Genomic DNA, 17,163 nt, shown 5'->3' on the forward strand with positions numbered 1-17,163 from the left:
ACGCCCTACTTCTTGCGGAGACGGCTCTCGAACTCTCGCTCGAGGGCGCGCCAGGCCTCGGCCTCGACGTCGAACGGTGCGCTCGGGGCCAGCCGATCGGGACTGGGCTCGAGGGTGTACGAGACGTACCAGCCCAACGGTGTGGACGTGGCGAGGGCCTCGTCCACCGAGCTGTCGCCGGCGAAATCGGCTGCATCGGTGAACAATTCGACGGCAAGATCGAGCTGATCGACGTCCACCGCGGTGGGCCCGTCGGCAAGGTCGTCGGCGAGTCCGGGCAAGACGTAGACGTTGTCGTCGGTGATCGTGATGTCCAGTGAGCCGTCGATCGCGGCGGTCTGAACATCGGAGTAGGTGCTGACCTGCGCCAGATCGTGATCGTGATCGTCGGCGAGATAGCGAGCCAGCGACCGCTCGGACCCGAACACGCTGATGGCGCCACCGCGGCCGAGGAAGACGGGCTTGTCGCCGAGGTAGCACCGCAGGGTGTACAGCGTGTCGTCGGACGTGATGATGCGAATGGGATCGATACCGACGGTGGTCCAGAACGTCTCCTCCGCCGCGGCAGCGGCGATGGGATCTCGGTCGGCGTCGTCCTCGTCGCTCTCTGCGTCGTCGTCGGACTCTTCGTCCTCGGTGTCGTCGTCGATGTCGTCCGTTGCGTCGTCTGCATCGACGGCGTTCTCCGCAGCCGCGGTGATCTCCGCGTCGGCGACGGCAACGGCGGCGCTGTCGACGTCGGGGGAGGTCACGATGGAATCGACTGCGTCGAGGACTTCGTCCCAATGCTTCGCCACTGCTGCGCCGATGCGGTCCCACAGCTCGGCACCTTCACGGCCGAGAAAGTTCTCGACGCCACCGGCCACCGCTCCGACGAACGGATTTGTTCCGAAAAAGCTTGTGACAGGCCGTAGTTCGCAGACATCACCGATGGACGAGACAATGTCGAAGGTGGCCTGCAGTTCGGCGAGAACGTCGGCTTCGGGGTCTGCAGCCACCAACTCGGGCACTGCGACGAGGTCGAACCGATGCAGCTCGTCGGGCTCGAGTTCGTAGGCCGCGAGAGCGGACACCACCGGCCACGACGGGTGGTCGACGAGGTCGTTGTCGTCGTCGGATCGGACGAATGCGGCGAGCTCGGCAACCGTGGCGAATCCGTAGAGATCTTCCTCGTGTCCGAGGAATGCCTCCCATTCGTCGTCGCCTTCTCGCCACTCCGGTGCCCACAGTGTCGAGAAGTCACCGGCGGTCAGACCGAGTTCGATCGGGATGATGTCTCCAGCCATGGCGCGAAGCCTATCTCAGGAGTCTGTGAACGAAGCCTGCAGACTTTGCAGGATGGTCTCGCGCTGGTCCAACGCTGCGGACGCCGCCTCGGCGGCTGTGAGAACGATGGTCGACGCGAGTTCGCGGGCAGTCACCGATCCGAGATCTTCCGCGAGATCGAGCCCGACCATGGCCCCGGTACCGTCCGCGACGACGGTCACGAGCCCGTTGCGCGAGGCCACTCGAATCCTGATGTGGTCGACGCGCTCCTGTGTCTCACGCAATCCATCGAGCCGGTGTCGGGCTTTGTCGATCACGGTGTCGAGATCGGTGGGGTGAGAATGGGTCATACCGGTCGCAACCAACTCGTGGGTGCCGGTTCCTGGGCCAGATCGTCGTTCGCGTCGGCGGCCACTCGGGCGTGGGTCGGCAGACCCAGGCGATCGAGGATGTCGGCGGGAACCCCGTCCTCGGCCAACCGGATTCGGCGCTGTGCCCGAGCGGCTGTGGTCGCCCGCGTGCATCGATCCAGGATCGTCGACGCCAATGCTGTTCCTCCGTAGCGTAATTCGCGTGGGTCGACAGCGATTGCGATCGGCACTCCATGCTCGGTGGCGCGAACGGATACCGAGCCGGATCGAGTTGCCGATACCGCGCTGACGACGGTGGTGTTCGCGTCCGTCATCGACTTCCTCTCATTCGGTCTGCCTCTCGTTCGGTCCGACCGTTACTGGGTCGGGCGGTAGAAGCCCTTGAATGCCATGTCGCTGTTGGTCGTTCTGATCGGTCCTACCTGCACCGGGTCTCCCGCCTCGACGAGCTGGCCGTTGCCGATGACCATCGCTACGTGGCCGTCCCACACCGCGAGATCGCCGGGCTGCACGTCACCGGCCGCCACCGATGTGCCGATGTCCTGTTCCTGCGCCAGCCGGGGGATGTCGACGCCCTGCTGTGCGTACGCCCATTGCGTCAACCCACTGCAGTCCAGTCCGGTGCCCGGCGTCGTACCGCCCCAGGCGTAGGGGACGCCCTGCTGCGTCAGCGCGCTGCGAACGGCACCTGCGGCTTCGGCGTTGGGGGCAGTGACGGTGCTCCCGTCGGGCAATCGCACCTCTACTCCTCGGCCGGCGTCCCCGGCGCGGGGTGAATCCATCGCCGAATTGCCCAAGAAATGCTGTGCTCCACCGGCTCCGGGGGCCTCCGGCGTGCCGCCGGCCGGTGAGAGCGACTGCGCGAACGTCTTCGCCAGCTTCTCGCCGGCCTCGATCACCTGAGCCGTTGCAGGTGAGGTCATCAGGTTCGAGGGCGAGCCCGGCACCGCTGCCGGGCCGGAGTCGATGGGTGCGGGGACCGCGGGTGGGGAGGCCATCTCGCCGGCTGTCGCAGCGTGCACGGCCAGTTCGGCGCGCACGCGCGCAACCACCGCCAGGGCGCGCTCGAGGTGCTCGATCGCGGCCGAGATCAGCATCGTCTGCCCCATCGGGGTGGCAATGATCGGTCCTGCGGAGAGGGCGATGCCCACGAACGACTGCACTACTGCTTGTAGTTCGACGAAACCCTGCTCGGTATCCCGACATGCCCGATCGACGACGGCGGCGATGTCGGCCGCGTGATCGGCAAGGGCCAGGGCACTCGCATGAGCGTTCTCGGCGTACCGAAGTGCTGCGTCCGCGGCCTCGCCGTTCCAGTTCGAAGCAAGTTCGGTGATCGCGATCCGGCCGATTCCTTGGGCGGCCTCGATCGCAGCCGACGACAGTCGCAACACGTCGGCCGGGCCTCCGGAGGGAACGGTACCGCCGCCGAAGGCACCGAGCAGCTCGACGATGGGGCGAGAGAGTAGATCGATCATCGCCGCTTACCGAGCGTCCGACGCGCGACCGGCAGAGTGGGCCGTGACGGCCGCCCCGGTTGCGTCGTCGGTGCGGGCATACGACACCGCAGCATCGGTGGCCGCAGAACCGAGGCTCGCCACAGCTCCCGCCAGGCGAACGACCGCATCGGTATGCGCCAGATGGGTTCCGGTCACGGTGGCCAGAAATTCCTGCCCGATCAGGCCGAACACCGGTGCCAACACTGCGGGCCCGCAGGCAGCGGCGGCAGCACCGGCCGCCGCGATCTGCTCGGCCATGGTCGACGCCGCCGCACCGTAGGCGAGCACCCCCTCGGTCTCGACGACGAGTTCGTCCATGAGTCCCCCTGAAATCGCGTGCGTTCGCGCAGTCGCCGAATGCGACGCCCAACTGGTTCGACGCGAGTGCGGGCACATCGGTTCCCACGACTTGCCGTTCGCCGTGCGTCTCGGCGATCTCCTCCGGTGGGGCTCATCGTGTGGGGCCTCATGGTGCTGGGCCTTATCCTGTGAGACATGGATACACACGTGGTCGACCACCCACTGGCCGCCGCCCTGCTCACCACCATGCGGGACGAGCGGAGCGACAACGCCACGTTCCGAACTGCGCTCCGCCAGCTCACCCACATGCTGGTGTACGAGGCCACCAGGGACGCCGACATCGACACGTTCGAGGTACGTACTCCCGTCGCAGTCACCCAGGGCACCCGGTTGGCTCGTCCGCCGCTGCTCGTGCCCGTACTGCGTGCCGGTCTCGGCATGGTGGAGAAGGCGAGCGGTCTGATTCCACAGTCTCGCGTCGGGTTCGTCGGGATGGCCAGGGACGAGCAGACGCATCAGCCGGTGCCCTACATGGAGTCCCTGCCCGACGACCTGTCCCAGACTCCGGTCTACGTGCTCGACCCCATGCTGGCGACCGGCGGATCGATGGTGCACACGATCGAGCTGCTCGTCGGACGCGGCGCAACCGATGTCACTGCCATCTGCGTCGTGGCCGCCCCCGAAGGCGTTGCAGCGCTCGAAGCATCGGGACTCCCGGTGCGACTCGTTGCCGCGAGCATCGACGACGGACTCAACGAGAATGCCTTCATCGTCCCGGGCCTCGGCGACGCGGGCGACCGTCAGTTCGGACCCCGCTGATTCGCTCCGGTGCAACCCTGCTCGCGCTCGGGGTGTCCTGGCCCTCCGCCGGTCCTGACACCCCGCGGTTGCGACTGCTCGACATCGAGACCGAGCAGGTCGAGTTCCAGGAGCTGGTGGGTAACACACTGAGCTACCGCGCTCTCGGCGGTGCAGCAGACCGATACTGCACGGGCCGAACGGCATTCACTGCGGACGGGCCGCCGCGGTACGTTCCGTGCCCGGGCCGAGAGCCGGCCGTCGGGTCGAGCCAGTGCGCACGGTGCTCGGAAAAGGACGTGTTTCGTTTCGTTCATACCGTGCACCGCAGCGGATTCGTCTCCCGCGATTTGGAAAAGCATGTCATGGCACCGCATTGGCTCTACCTGGCGGCGTTTGCCAACGGCACTTTCAAGATCGGGACGGCCGCGCAGACTCGCAAATGGGGTCGGCTGGCCGAGCAGGGGGCTATCTGTGCGCAGTACGTCGCATACGCGGACGACGGCAAGGCCGTGCGTGTCGCCGAGGACCTGGTGACCGAAAGGCTCGGACTACGGCAGGCCGTACGGTCGGCGACGAAGGCAGCATCGCTGTGCGTGCCACTCGATCTCGACCGGTTGGAGGCAGGCACTGCCGCGCGTGCGGAGCTGGTCCGTCAGCTGTTGACAGACGCCGCGATCGGCGGATGTCGGCCGATCGCGGAGCGGTGGACTCCGCCTGCGGGGCGGGAAACATTGAGCGAAAACGATACTCGGGTTGCCTACCCCGCCGATGTCGCAACCGGCTCTCATGGACTGCAGATCAGGACATGCGTCGGGCAGGCGGTGATCGCCTCGGTCGACGAGCAGACCTACGTCGCGGATCTGGCGGCATTGAAGGGTCGGCGCATCGAACTCGGGGCTTTCACGTCCGATCTGCCTGCGGTGCAGTCGGCACTGTTCTGAGTTACAGCTCTTTTGCGAACGCGGAGAGCTGGGCCAGGAGTTCGTCCGCCGTCGCTCTCGCCCTTGCCAGATCCTGCCGGTCCGAGACGGGCTCGACGATCTCGAGGTACGCCTTGAGCTTGGGTTCGGTCCCGGACGGCCGCACGATGACCCGGAGCCCGGATCCCGCGATTTCGACTGCGTCGGTGCGCAACTCGTCGTCCCGGTCGGCGTAGTCCATGACGGTCACCGTGCGTCCGGCCAGCTCGGTCGGCGGCGTGCTGCGTAGTCGGCGCATCATGTCCCCGATGTCGGTGAGATCCTGCACTCGGCGCGACACCTGCGCGCCGCTGTGGACTCCGAATTCGACGGCGAGGTCGTCGAGTACATCGAGTAGCGTGCGTCCGTCCTGCTTCAGCGCTGCCGCGAGGTCCGCCAGCACGACGGCGGCAGAGATCCCGTCCTTGTCTCGCACCACATTCGGATCTACGCAGTGACCGATCGCTTCTTCGTAGGCGTACACGAGGCCGTCTCCGGCGCGCACGAGCCATTTGAAACCGGTCAGTGTGCGGGCATAGCGCGCGCCGCGGGCCGGTGCCAGTGCCGAGAGCAGCTGCGAGGACACGATGGTATTGGCCACCAGTGAGCCGGGCGGCGCGTCACGCAGCAGGTAGTCGGCCAGCAGAGCGCCGGTTTCGTCCCCGGTCAGCATCCGCCAACCGTGAGCGTCTCGGACTCCGACTGCGCAGCGATCGGCATCGGGGTCGAGTGCCACGGCGAGGTCGGCGTCGGTCTCGGCCGCCAGCGCGAGAACCGCGTCCGCAGCACCCGGCTCTTCCGGGTTGGGGAAGGTCACCGTCGGGAAGGACGGATCGGGCTCGAACTGCTCCTCGACCACCCGGATGTCGCGGAACCCAGCGCCGCGCAGTGCCGCCACGGCGAGTTCTCCGCCGACGCCGTGCAGTGCGGTCAGGGCGATACGAACATCGCGTGATCTCGAACGGGGCAGTCTCACAACCGAATCGAGGTAGCGCGACGCGATGTCCGAGCCGCTGGGCTCGACGGCTGTGCGAGGCACGTCGACTGCATCTGCACTGGCGTCGATGAGCGCCTCGATCTGGGCATCGCTCGGCGGAACCAACTGCGACCCGCCCCGCAGATACACCTTGTACCCGTTGTCGGCGGCCGGGTTGTGCGATGCGGTGATCTGCACCCCCAGCTCGGCATCGAGCGCCCGTACGGCGAAGGCGACAACGGGCGTGGGGAGTGGTCGAGGGAGAAGGACCACCGAAAATCCCTGCGCGGCCAACGTTTCCGCCGCTGCGAAGGCGAACTGTTCCGAACCGGTGCGCGCGTCACGGCCCACCACGACGGTGGATCCGCCGAGGCCCTGCCCGAGCAGCCACGCTGCGATACCGGCGGTTGCTCGCACGACCACGGCGACGTTCATGCCGTTCGGGCCGGCGCGCACCGGCCCTCGGAGGCCGGCGGTGCCGAAGGTCAACGGACCGCTGAATCGGTCCGCGAGTTCGGAATCGGAGAGGCCGTCGAGTTCGTCGCGGCTCGCCGGATCGGGATCTCCCGCGATCCAGCGTTGCACGCGCTCGGTGAGATCCTCGATCACAGTCGGGTGACCAACTCGTGCAGCAGAGCGCCCATCCGAGCTGCCGAATCCTTGCCCGCAGCGAGCACTTCGGAGTGATCGAGGTGTTCTCCGGTCATGCCGGCAGCGAGGTTGGTGACCAACGAAATTCCCAGCACGCGAGCACCCTTTGCACGGGCGGCGATCGTCTCGTGCACCGTCGACATGCCCACCAGATCTGCACCGAACGTGCGCAGCATCTTGATTTCGGCAGGCGTCTCGTAGTGAGGGCCCGGCAGTCCCGCGTAGACGCCGTCCTCGAGAGACGGATCGATCTCGGCCGCGAGAGCGCGGAGTTCGGGTGAGTAGGCACCGACGAGATCGACGAATTCGGCGCCGACGAGCGGCGAACGGGCGGTCAAGTTGAGGTGATCGGAAATCAGAACCGGTTGGCCGACGCTCATGCCTTCACGGATGCCGCCGGCGGCGTTGGTCAGGACGACGGTCGTCGCGCCTGCCGCGATCGCGGTGCGCACCGAGTGCACGACGCGTCGGAGGTCGTGGCCCTCGTAGGCGTGCGTACGGCCCTGAAGTAACAGAGTGTGGGTTCCGCCCACGTCCACCGAGGTGATCGTGCCGGAGTGGCCCGACGCGGACGGCGGCGCGAAGCCGGGGAGATCGGCCATGCGCACGGTCGCGGTGGGGGAGCCGAAGACATCTGCGGCCGCCTGCCAGCCGGAGCCGAGGACGATGGCGACGGTATGGGTGTCGATGCCGGTCGCTGCAGCGAGAGCATCGGCGGCGGTGCGCGCCGCCGCGTCGGGATCGGTCACGGGATCGGTTGCTCGTGCGTCGGAAGTTGCCACGATGAACAACAGTATGAGATCGCTGCGATGGATGTGGAACCGAGACGGTGCGACCGGGAAGTTACCGCCGAGTAGTATCCGCTGCATGCCTTATCTCGAACGCGACGGTGATGTCCACATCTTGTTCCTCGGTGCCCAGGAGGGCGCGGGCAATCCAGAGAACAGGTTCCACCCCGACTGGATAGATGCCGTCCATGCACTGCTCGACGAGGTCGAGGCATCGACCGGTCCGGCCGCGCTGGTCACCACCTCGGCAGGCAAGTTCTACAGCAACGGACTCGATACCGATTGGCTGTTCGCGAACCTGGACCGGATCACCTGGTACCTCGACCGCGTGCACACGCTCTACACGCGGCTGCTGGCGTTCCCGATGCCCACGGTCGCAGCGGTGCAGGGCCATGCGTTCGGTGCCGGCGCGATGTTCGCAACATCGCAGGATTTCCGCATCCAGCGCGCAGACCGAGGCTTCTACTGCCTGCCGGAGGTCAACCTCAACATGCCGTTCACCGTCGGCATGTCTGCCCTGATCAACTCCAGGCTGCCCAAGCAGACCGCCGTCGAGGCGATGCTGACCGGCCGTCGTTACGGCGGGGCCGATGCGGTGGCCGCAGGAATCGTCGAGGCCACCGCGTCCGAGGAATCCGTGGTCTCCGACGCCGTTGCCAAGGCGGCGGCGCTGACCAGCACCCGGGGAGCGAACCTGGCCGGCATCAAGAGTCGGATGCACGTGGACCTGCTCGCTGCGCTGACGACGCCGACGGACGACAGCAACTTCAGCTTCGGCAACTAGCCTCGTCCGGCACTGTTCGGGCTCGGAGTCGGCACAGCCGTTCCGACACGCCGCCGCGCTAGTGACACACTGTCTCTCGTGATCGACGAACCGAACAGTGCCGCCGTGGGCGAGGAGATCGGCCGCGCGCTCGCTCACGCAACCGACGAAGTGGTTGCGCTGTCGCACTCGATTCACGCAGAACCGGAACTGGCGTTCGAGGAATACCGCAGCGTTGCGAAGGTCCTCGACACGCTTCGCGCCCACCATTTCGAGATCGAATCCGGGGTCGCCGGCATCGACACCGCATTCACCGCGTCGGTGGGTAGCGGCGAGCTCGTGATCGGAATCTGCGCGGAGTACGACGCGTTGCCCGAGATCGGTCATGCCTGCGGCCACAACATCATCGCCGCGTCCGCGGTGGCTGCCGCCCTGGCGCTCGCGCCGGTGGCCGATGCGCTCGGCATCACGGTCCGAGTGCTCGGCACCCCTGCCGAGGAAACGGGCGGTGGCAAGGTCCTGATGCTCGAGCGCGGCGTCTTCGACGACATCGGTGCCGCACTGATGGTGCATCCGGGCCCGTTCGACATCGTGGGCGCGACGTCGCTGGCATTGGCCGACGTTGCCGTCAAATTCACCGGCCGCGCTGCCCATGCCTCGGCCGCCCCCGAGTGGGGAATCAACGCGGGCGATGCCGTCACCGTCGCACAGGTGGCGCTCGGGCTCATTCGCCAGCACCTCTCGCCCGGCCAGCAACTGCACGGCATCGTCAGCGACGGCGGCGTCGCGCCGAACATCGTGCCCGGACATGCCGAATTGCTCTACTATCTTCGCGCGAACAGCACCGAGTCACTCGAGGCGCTGACGAAGAAGACGTTCGCCTGTTTCGAGGCGGGTGCCATTGCCACCGGATGCACACACGAAATCCGCACGGTGTCGCCGACATACTCGGCCCTGACCCCGGATTCGTGGCTGGTGGCGGCATTTCGTCAGGAAATCGAATCATTGGGACGGTCGCCCTTGGCGCCGGATTTGGAAGGATTTCGCCCGTTGGGCAGCACTGACATGGGAAACGTGACGAATGTTCTACCCGGAATCCACCCCGTCGTCGGCCTCGATGCCGGAGGGGCGGTGACGCATCAACCGGAGTTCGCCGCCGCGTGTGTCACCGAGTCCGCCGATCGTGCACTGCTCGACGGTGCTCTCGCCCTCGCCGGAACGGCCGCTCGCGCCGCAGCCGATCCACAGACCCGGGCGCGTCTGCTCGACGGTGTGAACGCTCGATCCGCGGTGCAGCGATGAGCGCAGGCGAAGAGGCAGAAGTTCGGATGAGCGCAGGCGAAGAGGCAGAAGTTCGGATGAGCGCAGGCGAAGAGGCAGAAGTTCGGATGAGTTCACGTGAAGCCGCGATCGATCGGTGGATTCAGGCTCACACAGAAGATCTGTCCCTGTGGCGTCGGCACATTCACGCCCATCCGGAACTGGCCCGTCGTGAATTCGCCACGACGGCGTTCGTCATGGAGCAGCTCTCGGCGGCAGGCCTGTCACCCAAACCTCTGCCCGGCGGTACGGGCTTGATCTGCGATATCGGTCCCGACGGCCCGCGCGTCGCGCTGCGCGCGGACATGGACGCGTTGCCGCTGCAGGAGATCACCGGTGCGCCGTACACGTCGACGGTTCCCGGCGTGTCCCACGCGTGCGGGCACGATGCGCACACCACGGTGCTGCTGGCGACCGGACTCGCGCTGGCGTCGCTGCCGGACCTGCAACATGGCGTCCGGCTGATCTTCCAACCTGCCGAGGAGGTCATGCCGGGCGGTGCACTCGACGCCGTTGCCGCGGGAGCGCTCGACGGGGTGTCGAAGATTTTCGCGTTGCACTGCGATCCGCGGCTCGAGGTGGGGCAGGTGGGAGTGCGTGTCGGGGCCATCACCTCCGCCGCCGACACCGTCGAATTGCGTCTGGACTCGCCTGGCGGGCACACGTCGAGGCCGCATCTGACGACCGATCTGGTCTACGCGTTGGGGACCGTCATCACCGGGCTGCCCGGCATGTTGAGCAGACGCATCGATCCGCGAACCAGCACGGTGATGGTCTGGGGTGCGGTCGTGGCGGGGCAGGCCCCCAACGCCATTCCGCAGACCGGCATGCTCACCGGAACGGTACGGACCGGCGACCACGAAACGTGGGCGCTGCTCGAGCCGCTCGTTCGCGAGATCGTCACCGGTCTGCTGGCACCGACCGGGGTGCGATTCGAGCTGCACTACCGTCGCGGCGTACCGCCTGTAGTGAACGACCCGGCGTCCACGGCCACCTTCGAGAAGGCAATCGGCCGAGTCGGTCCGACAGCATTGGCCGACACGGCTCAGTCCGGTGGTGGCGAGGACTTCTCGTGGTACCTGGAGAACGTGCCGGGAGCGATGGCCCGACTGGGCGTGTGGTCGGGGACCGGTCCGCAACTCGACATCCATCAGCCGACATTCGACCTCGACGAGCGAGCCTTGGCCGTGGGTGTGAAAGTGATGACCGGAATCGCATTGGACCCGAACTAGCGGTCGGGCGGTTGTCGTCGCCGCTGACCGCGAACTTCTACGACGTGGTGCCCGGTCCTACGTTGCGGCTGTTCCTGGTGCGCAGGTCGCGCACGTATTCGGCTGGGGCACCGGCAATTTCGGCTGCCTCGGCCATGACCCCGAGGTAGCGTGCCGACGGTAGGCCACCCTCGTAGGCGTCGAGAACGTAGAGCCACGCCAGGACCGGCTCGCCTCCGGTCTCGATGCGCAGCCGGATCTTGCGGTGGATGCCGAGCTCCGAGCCCTCCCACCGATCCAGGCTCTCCTCGTCCTCATCGGAGACGTCGTAGAGCACCACGAAGACCTGTGAGTCCGGGTCCTCGACGATCGTGGCGAGCGCGCCCTCCCAGCCGATGTCGCCACCGCCGAAGGTCAAGCGCCACCCGTGCAGCCACCCGGTTCCCGACAGCGGTGAGTGGGGGCAACGCTGCAACATCTGCTCCGGATGCATGTTCGATCCGTAGGCGGCATAAATTGGCACGTCGGCCAGCCTAAACCGTATCGCCGCCCGTTGACGCCCCGTGGTGGTGTTTCGGTGCGTCGTCGCAGGTACGCCGAGCGGCGGGTGGAGTGAAGCTAGCCTTACCGACGCGCGGAACCGGACACTGCAATACCGTTGACGTGACACAGTACAAAGATTTCAGCACGCGAGAAGAGGATCAATGACCCGGATTGTGATCATCGGTGGTGGTCCGGCAGGGTACGAAGCAGCATTGGTGGCGGCGCAGCACGGCGGACAGGTGACGCTCGTCGATTCCGACGGCATCGGTGGTGCGTGCGTTCTGTGGGACTGCGTGCCGTCGAAGACGTTCATCGCCTCGACCGGCATTCGCACCGAGATGCGTCGCGCGAGCGACCTCGGAATCTCACTCGACCCATCACAGGCAGCCGTCGCGCTGCCCCAGATTCATTCGCGAGTGAAGAGCCTCGCGCAGGCGCAGTCCACCGACATCGCGCACCGGGTCACCTCGGTGGGCGTCGAATTACTGGCCGGTCGCGCCGAGATGATCGACACGCACGTCGGATTGGCCTCGCATCAGATCAAGGCGGTGTTGGCCGACGGCGAGGAGCGAATTCTCGACGCCGATGTCGTCCTCGTCGCCACCGGAGCGCGCCCCCGCGTCGTCAAGGGTGCCGAGCCGGACGGCGAACGCATTCTCAACTGGCGTCAGTTGTACGACCTCGAAGCACTGCCCGAACACCTCGTCGTCGTGGGATCCGGTGTGACCGGTGCCGAGTTCGTCTCGGCCTACACCGAGATGGGCGTCAAGGTCACCGCGGTATCGAGCCGCGATCGCGTCCTCCCGCACGAGGACGAGGACGCTGCCCTTGTGCTCGAAGACGCGTTCAACGAACGTGGCGTCACCCTCGTCAAGCACGCCCGCGCAGACTCGGTCGTCCGCACCGACGACGGTATCGTCGTCACGCTGTCCGACGGGCGCACCGTCGAGGGTAGCCACGCGCTGATGACCGTCGGATCGGTCCCGAACACGTCGGGACTCGGTTTGGAGAAGGTCGGGATCGAGCTCGACAAGGGTGGATACCTGCGTGTCGACCGCGTGTCTCGTACCGCGGTCGCGGGCATCTACGCGGCGGGTGACTGCACGGGTCTGCTGCCGTTGGCGTCGGTGGCCGCGATGCAGGGACGCATCGCGATGTACCACGCCCTGGGCCAGGCCGTCAGTCCCATCAAGCTCAAGACCGTGGCGTCGGCGGTGTTCACGCGGCCCGAGATCGCATCGGTCGGCGTCGCACAGTCCGCGATCGATGCAGGCGACGTACCGGCACGCACGGTGATGTTGCCGTTGACGACCAACCCGCGAGCGAAGATGAGTGGTCTCAAGCGTGGTTTCGTCAAAATATTCTGTCGCCCCGCCACCGGTGTGGTCATCGGTGGTGTGGTGGTTGCTCCGAGCGCATCGGAGTTGATTCTTCCGATCGCGATGGCCGTGCAGAACAATCTGTCGGTGAACGACCTGGCCAACACGTTCTCGGTCTATCCGTCGCTGTCGGGTTCGGTCATCGAGGCCGCGCGCCAGCTGATGGCGCACGACGATCTGGACTGATCTCGCAATGTGAGAAACGCGTTTCATATTTCGGACGCACATGACATAGTCGAGAGAGCGGACACACCCGTCCGCTCTCTCTTCGACTCTGCGGATCCGCGGGCCGTTCTTCCCGTCCCTGCTGCCCTGGAGTCTCTTTCATGTCTTCGATTCATCCGTTTGCCGGCTTGGCCCGACGCACCGCAACACTCGACAGCTCGGCCATCCGCGACCTTCTGGCCCTGACCGCTCGCGACGAGATCATCAGCCTGGCCGGCGGTTTACCGGCCACAGATCTCATACCGGTCGACCGCATCGCTGCCGCAGCGGACGCAGTGCTGCGACACTCCGACGCAGTGCAGTACTGCGAGACCTCCGGCCACCGAGCCCTGCGCCGCGTCATTGCAGCCAGGGAAACCCTCGCACGCGAAGGGGGTACCGTTCCGGTGGAATCCGTCGTCGTGACGCACGGATCGCAGCAGGCCTTGACACTGCTCGCGCAGGCGCTGATCGACCCGGGTGCCGTCGTGGTGGTCGACGAACCGGCGTATACCGGAGCGCTGCAGGTGTTTTCGATTGCCGAGGCGCAGATCGAATCCATCCCCATCACCGATGGCGGGATGGATGTCGACGAGCTCGAAGCGCGGCTGCTCGCCGGCCTGCGGCCCGCGGTGGTCCATACGGTCGCCAACTTTCACAACCCCCGCGGCGTGACGATGACCGAGGCTCGCCGTCGCCGACTCGCGGCCCTGGCCGACCGGTACGGATTCTGGATCATCGAGGACGATCCGTACGGCGAGATCTGGTTCGACACAATTGAATCCGGACCGTCCCCGTTGCCGATCGCGTGTCACAGCGATCGTGTCGTCAGGTTGTCGAGCGCGTCGAAGATCCTGGCGCCGACTCTGCGCGTGGGATGGTTCGTTGCCCCGCCCCGAGTGTGCGCGGCGGTGGAACTGCTCAAACAGGGTGCCGATCTGTGCGGTTCCTCGCTGACACAGCTGATGGCAGCGGACATGCTGGGCGACACCGGGTGGCTGGCGGACCACCTGACCGATCTTCGGCGTGAGTACGGTTGTCGCGCAGACGCATTGATGAGCGCTCTGTCCGGGGAATTCGGTTCGGCGCTGGACGTCTCGCGACCCACAGGTGGAATGTTCGCATGGGCGACCTTTCGCGACGGGACCGATACCACCGAGCTGCTCGCTGCGGCGCTCGCGCACGGCGTCGCGTTCGTGCCGGGTAGCGCGTTCGTGCGCGCTGCAACGTCCACGTCGGCCGAGTACTTCCGCCACTCGCTGAGGTTGAGCTTCGCCGGCTCCACACCGGAGGTGCTGAACGAGGCAGTGCGGCGGCTGAGCGCGGCACATGCGTCGATGACACGGCGAAGCTGAACCGCGACCAGCCTGCGCTGGTTCTGCGCTCGGCCGACCTGGGGCGGTAGCCTGACGTGGGAGACATCGCGAGGAATTTTCGAGGACAGGGAGCGTCCAGTGAGCAACCGATCGAACACGAAGTTCCTCGGACCCACCCAACGGGTGGAGGCGTGGGACCAGCTCGGACGCGAACAATTCGACGTCGTGGTCGTCGGCGGTGGCGTCGTGGGTTCGGGTGCCGCGCTCGACGCCGCAACACGAGGCCTGAAGGTGGCGCTCGTGGAGGCGCGTGACTACGCGTCGGGCACGTCCTCTCGCTCGTCCAAGATGTTCCACGGTGGCCTTCGCTACCTCGAACAACTCGAGTTCGGACTCGTCCGTGAGGCGCTGCACGAACGTGAACTCTCGCTCTCCACACTCGCGCCGCATCTGGTCAAACCGCTGAAATTCCTGTTCCCCCTCACCCATCGGGGGTGGGAGCGCCCGTACATCGCGGCGGGTATCTTTCTGTACGACCGGATGGGCGGTGCCAAATCGGTTCCGCAACAGAAGCATCTGACCCGTTCGGGTGCCCTGCGGATGTCGCCCGGCCTCAAGCGGAAATCGCTGATCGGCGGAATTCGGTACTACGACACCGTCGTCGACGACGCGCGGCACACGATGACCGTCGCCAGAACGGCAGCCCACTACGGCGCGGTGGTGCGTACATCCACTCAGGTCGTGGGGTTCCTCCGTGAAGCCGACCGTGTTTCCGGTGTGCGAGTGCGAGATTCGGAGACCGGGGCCACCACCGAGGTGCGTGCGCACGTGGTGATCAACGCCACGGGCGTGTGGACCGACGAAATACAGTCGCTGTCGAACATGCGTGGTCGCTTCCGAGTACGGGCCTCGAAGGGTGTGCACATCGTGGTGCCGCGCGATCGCATCGTCAGCGAAGCCGCGATCATTCTGCGCACCGAGAAGTCCGTGCTGTTCATCATTCCGTGGGGCGCGCACTGGATCATCGGGACCACCGATACCGACTGGAACCTCGATCTCGCGCACCCCGCCGCGACCAAAGCCGATATCGACTACATCCTCGGCGAAGTCAACGGGGTGCTCGTCACGCCGCTCACGCACGACGACATCGACGGCGTCTACGCGGGATTGCGGCCGCTACTGGCGGGTGAAAGCGATGAGACGTCCAAGCTGTCCCGTGAGCACGCGGTGGCGCGGGTGGCACCGGGACTCATTGCCATCGCAGGTGGCAAGTACACGACCTACCGGGTGATGGCCGAGGACGCAGTGGATCTCGCGGCCGAGGACATCCCGGCGCGGGTGGCGTCGTCGATCACCGAGAAGGTGCCGCTCGTCGGCGCGGACGGTTACTTCGCCCTGGTCAATCAGGCCCCGCACCTGGGTGAAGTACACGGGCTGCATCCGCACCGAGTGACTCATCTGCTGGACCGATACGGCTCGCTGATCGACGAGGTGCTGGCCATGGCGGACGGCAAACCCGAACTGCTGCAACCGTTGACCGACGCGCCCGCTTATCTGCAGGTCGAGGTGGTCTATGCCGCTGCGGCCGAGGGCGCACTGCACCTCGAGGACGTGCTGTCGCGGCGCACCCGGATTTCCATCGAGTACTCGCATCGTGGGATGAACTGCGCGGGTCAGGTCGCCGCACTCATCGCCCCGATCCTGGGGTGGGACGAGGCCACGGTCGACCGTGAGGTCGACACGTACCGGGCTCGGGTCGAGGCCGAGATCGCGTCGCAGCGTCAGCCGGACGACGAATCTGCCGACGCCCTGCGCGTCGTCGCCCCCGAAGCGCGTCAGGAAATTCTCGAACCCGTCCGGACCCTCTGAGTCACGGAACCCGAACCAGCGTCCGCGGTGCGCGAGCAGCCGTCGCGCCGGAGACAGCCATGACCAGCAGGGTGAGTATCGCAAGTGTCAACATACGATCCATGGTGATCGGCGAAGCTGTGAGCAGGCTTGGTCTCACCTGACGAAGCTCTGTGAAGGCCGGTCATCTCTGGCAGTGCGGGCAGTAGTAGATCTGCCGTTCTTCGAGTGGGTTGTCGCCGATCAGTCCGAACTCGATGGTGGTACCGCACCGCCTGCACGGCTTGTTCTCACGGCCGTACACCCAGAAATGACGGCCCGCGCGACGATCCCCGGTGGTGACGCGCTGATTTCGATTCTTGTTGGCGGTGATGGTGCGGAAGGACAGGTCGATCATCTTCTTCAGGTCTCCGGAGTCCTCGACCGGCGTGCGGGGATCGACTCCGCGAAGGAAGCAGATCTCGTTGCGGTAGACATTGCCGAGTCCGGCTATGTTGCGCTGATCGAGCAGGGCCAGGCCGATCGGTCGGCCGGGGTCCGACTCCAGATTGGTCAGGGCGACACCTGGGTCCCAGTCGGGTCCGAGTAGATCAGGTCCGAGATAGCCGACAGCGTCGTCCTCGTTCTCGAGGATCTCCAGCACGCCCAGCTCGAATCCGATGGCCTGCGCCTTCTCGGTGTTCAGAATGATCCGAGCTTGGAAGGCCGGACGACGCCAGCGAGCCCCCAGTGCATAGACGTGCCAGGTGCCTTCCATCTTCAGGTGCGAGTGGATCGAGTAGCCGCCCACTCTGATCAGCAGGTGTTTGCCTCTCGACGCGACGGACTCGACCGTTTCGCCGGTGAAGTCGACTGTGGCGTAACGGGGTACACGAATGTCGCAGGCGGTGAGCTGTTGGCCCTCCAGTGCTGCCCGCAGAGTGTTGGCGGCGCGCCAGACGGTATCGCCCTCGGGCATCTACGTCCTC

17 protein-coding genes are annotated in these 17,163 nt (G+C 66.2%); 8 read left to right on the forward strand and 9 right to left on the reverse strand.

The genetic code is table 11. From position 1 onward, the window contains the following. Positions 1 to 5: 5 nt before the first annotated feature. Genes CH285_RS23555 through CH285_RS23570 form a run of 5 tightly spaced genes read right to left on the reverse strand, consistent with a single transcriptional unit; the run spans position 6 to position 3,454 of the window. Positions 6 to 1,286 carry a hypothetical protein gene (locus tag CH285_RS23555; RefSeq protein ID WP_032371008.1) on the reverse strand — a complete coding sequence of 427 codons (1,281 nt, stop codon included), beginning with the start codon at positions 1,284 to 1,286 and terminating at the stop codon, positions 6 to 8. Between the two features lie 15 nt (positions 1,287 to 1,301). Further along, entirely contained in the window at positions 1,302 to 1,616 is a 315-nt protein-coding gene (locus CH285_RS28075) for a YbaB/EbfC family nucleoid-associated protein (RefSeq protein WP_052057205.1), read from the reverse strand. Then, complete coding sequence (locus CH285_RS23560) at positions 1,613 to 1,951, reverse strand: hypothetical protein (RefSeq protein WP_032371007.1); 339 nt, start codon at positions 1,949 to 1,951, stop codon at positions 1,613 to 1,615. The genes CH285_RS28075 and CH285_RS23560 overlap by 4 nt, the downstream gene beginning before the upstream one ends. A 42-nt stretch (positions 1,952 to 1,993) precedes the next feature. Next, positions 1,994 to 3,115 (reverse strand): C40 family peptidase, encoded by a 1,122-nt coding sequence (locus tag CH285_RS23565; protein WP_094642958.1) that lies wholly within the window; start codon positions 3,113 to 3,115, stop codon positions 1,994 to 1,996. Positions 3,116 to 3,121: 6 nt separating this feature from the next. After that, on the reverse strand, positions 3,122 to 3,454 hold the full coding sequence (locus CH285_RS23570) for a type VII secretion target (protein WP_032370666.1): 333 nt from the start codon (positions 3,452 to 3,454) through the stop codon (positions 3,122 to 3,124). Between the two features lie 177 nt (positions 3,455 to 3,631). Between CH285_RS23570 and upp the strand changes: the two genes are divergently transcribed. Both upp and CH285_RS23580 read left to right on the forward strand, forming a co-directional pair. Continuing rightward, entirely contained in the window at positions 3,632 to 4,255 is a 624-nt protein-coding gene (gene upp / locus CH285_RS23575) for a uracil phosphoribosyltransferase (protein ID WP_032370667.1), read from the forward strand. 32 nt (positions 4,256 to 4,287) lie between these two features. Next, positions 4,288 to 5,178, forward strand: coding sequence for a DUF2797 domain-containing protein (locus CH285_RS23580; protein WP_230591189.1), 891 nt, complete (start codon positions 4,288 to 4,290; stop codon positions 5,176 to 5,178). Position 5,179: 1 nt separating this feature from the next. Here CH285_RS23580 and CH285_RS23585 read toward each other — a convergent pair whose 3' ends face one another. Then, entirely contained in the window at positions 5,180 to 6,781 is a 1,602-nt protein-coding gene (locus CH285_RS23585; RefSeq protein WP_032387043.1) for a phospho-sugar mutase, read from the reverse strand. Further along, entirely contained in the window at positions 6,778 to 7,605 is an 828-nt protein-coding gene (locus CH285_RS23590) for a purine-nucleoside phosphorylase (RefSeq protein WP_094642976.1), read from the reverse strand. Before CH285_RS23590 ends, CH285_RS23585 begins: the two co-directional genes overlap by 4 nt. Before the next feature lie 85 nt (positions 7,606 to 7,690). On the opposite strand from CH285_RS23590, the gene CH285_RS23595 reads away from it, so the two are divergent. The 3 genes from CH285_RS23595 (at position 7,691) to CH285_RS23605 (ending at position 10,926) form a co-directional block, all read left to right on the forward strand. Further along, positions 7,691 to 8,395, forward strand: coding sequence for an enoyl-CoA hydratase-related protein (locus tag CH285_RS23595; RefSeq protein ID WP_032366665.1), 705 nt, complete (start codon positions 7,691 to 7,693; stop codon positions 8,393 to 8,395). Between the two features lie 105 nt (positions 8,396 to 8,500). Beyond that, positions 8,501 to 9,676 (forward strand): amidohydrolase, encoded by a 1,176-nt coding sequence (locus CH285_RS23600; protein ID WP_052053804.1) that lies wholly within the window; start codon positions 8,501 to 8,503, stop codon positions 9,674 to 9,676. 86 nt (positions 9,677 to 9,762) lie between these two features. Then, on the forward strand, positions 9,763 to 10,926 hold the full coding sequence (locus CH285_RS23605) for a M20 family metallopeptidase (RefSeq protein WP_032370909.1): 1,164 nt from the start codon (positions 9,763 to 9,765) through the stop codon (positions 10,924 to 10,926). A gap of 37 nt (positions 10,927 to 10,963) precedes the next feature. On the opposite strand, the gene CH285_RS23610 is transcribed toward CH285_RS23605, so the two are convergent. Next, positions 10,964 to 11,428, reverse strand: a complete 465-nt coding sequence (locus tag CH285_RS23610) for a gamma-glutamylcyclotransferase (protein WP_027496440.1) — start codon at positions 11,426 to 11,428, stop codon at positions 10,964 to 10,966. 181 nt (positions 11,429 to 11,609) lie between these two features. Between CH285_RS23610 and CH285_RS23615 the strand changes: the two genes are divergently transcribed. From CH285_RS23615 to CH285_RS23625, 3 genes are all read left to right on the forward strand, one after another. Further along, positions 11,610 to 13,013 carry an NAD(P)H-quinone dehydrogenase gene (locus tag CH285_RS23615; protein ID WP_032387046.1) on the forward strand — a complete coding sequence of 468 codons (1,404 nt, stop codon included), beginning with the start codon at positions 11,610 to 11,612 and terminating at the stop codon, positions 13,011 to 13,013. Positions 13,014 to 13,153: 140 nt separating this feature from the next. Then, on the forward strand, positions 13,154 to 14,386 hold the full coding sequence (locus CH285_RS23620) for an aminotransferase-like domain-containing protein (RefSeq protein WP_094642959.1): 1,233 nt from the start codon (positions 13,154 to 13,156) through the stop codon (positions 14,384 to 14,386). Between the two features lie 99 nt (positions 14,387 to 14,485). Beyond that, positions 14,486 to 16,216, forward strand: coding sequence for a glycerol-3-phosphate dehydrogenase/oxidase (locus CH285_RS23625; protein WP_027496443.1), 1,731 nt, complete (start codon positions 14,486 to 14,488; stop codon positions 16,214 to 16,216). 163 nt (positions 16,217 to 16,379) lie between these two features. Here CH285_RS23625 and CH285_RS23630 read toward each other — a convergent pair whose 3' ends face one another. Next, entirely contained in the window at positions 16,380 to 17,153 is a 774-nt protein-coding gene (locus CH285_RS23630) for a DNA-formamidopyrimidine glycosylase family protein (RefSeq protein WP_027496444.1), read from the reverse strand. Between the last annotated feature and the right edge of the window lie 10 nt (positions 17,154 to 17,163).

Origin of the sequence: Rhodococcus sp. 05-2256-B1 (assembly GCF_002258465.1) — a bacterium.
Classification (GTDB): domain Bacteria; phylum Actinomycetota; class Actinomycetes; order Mycobacteriales; family Mycobacteriaceae; genus Rhodococcoides; species Rhodococcoides fascians.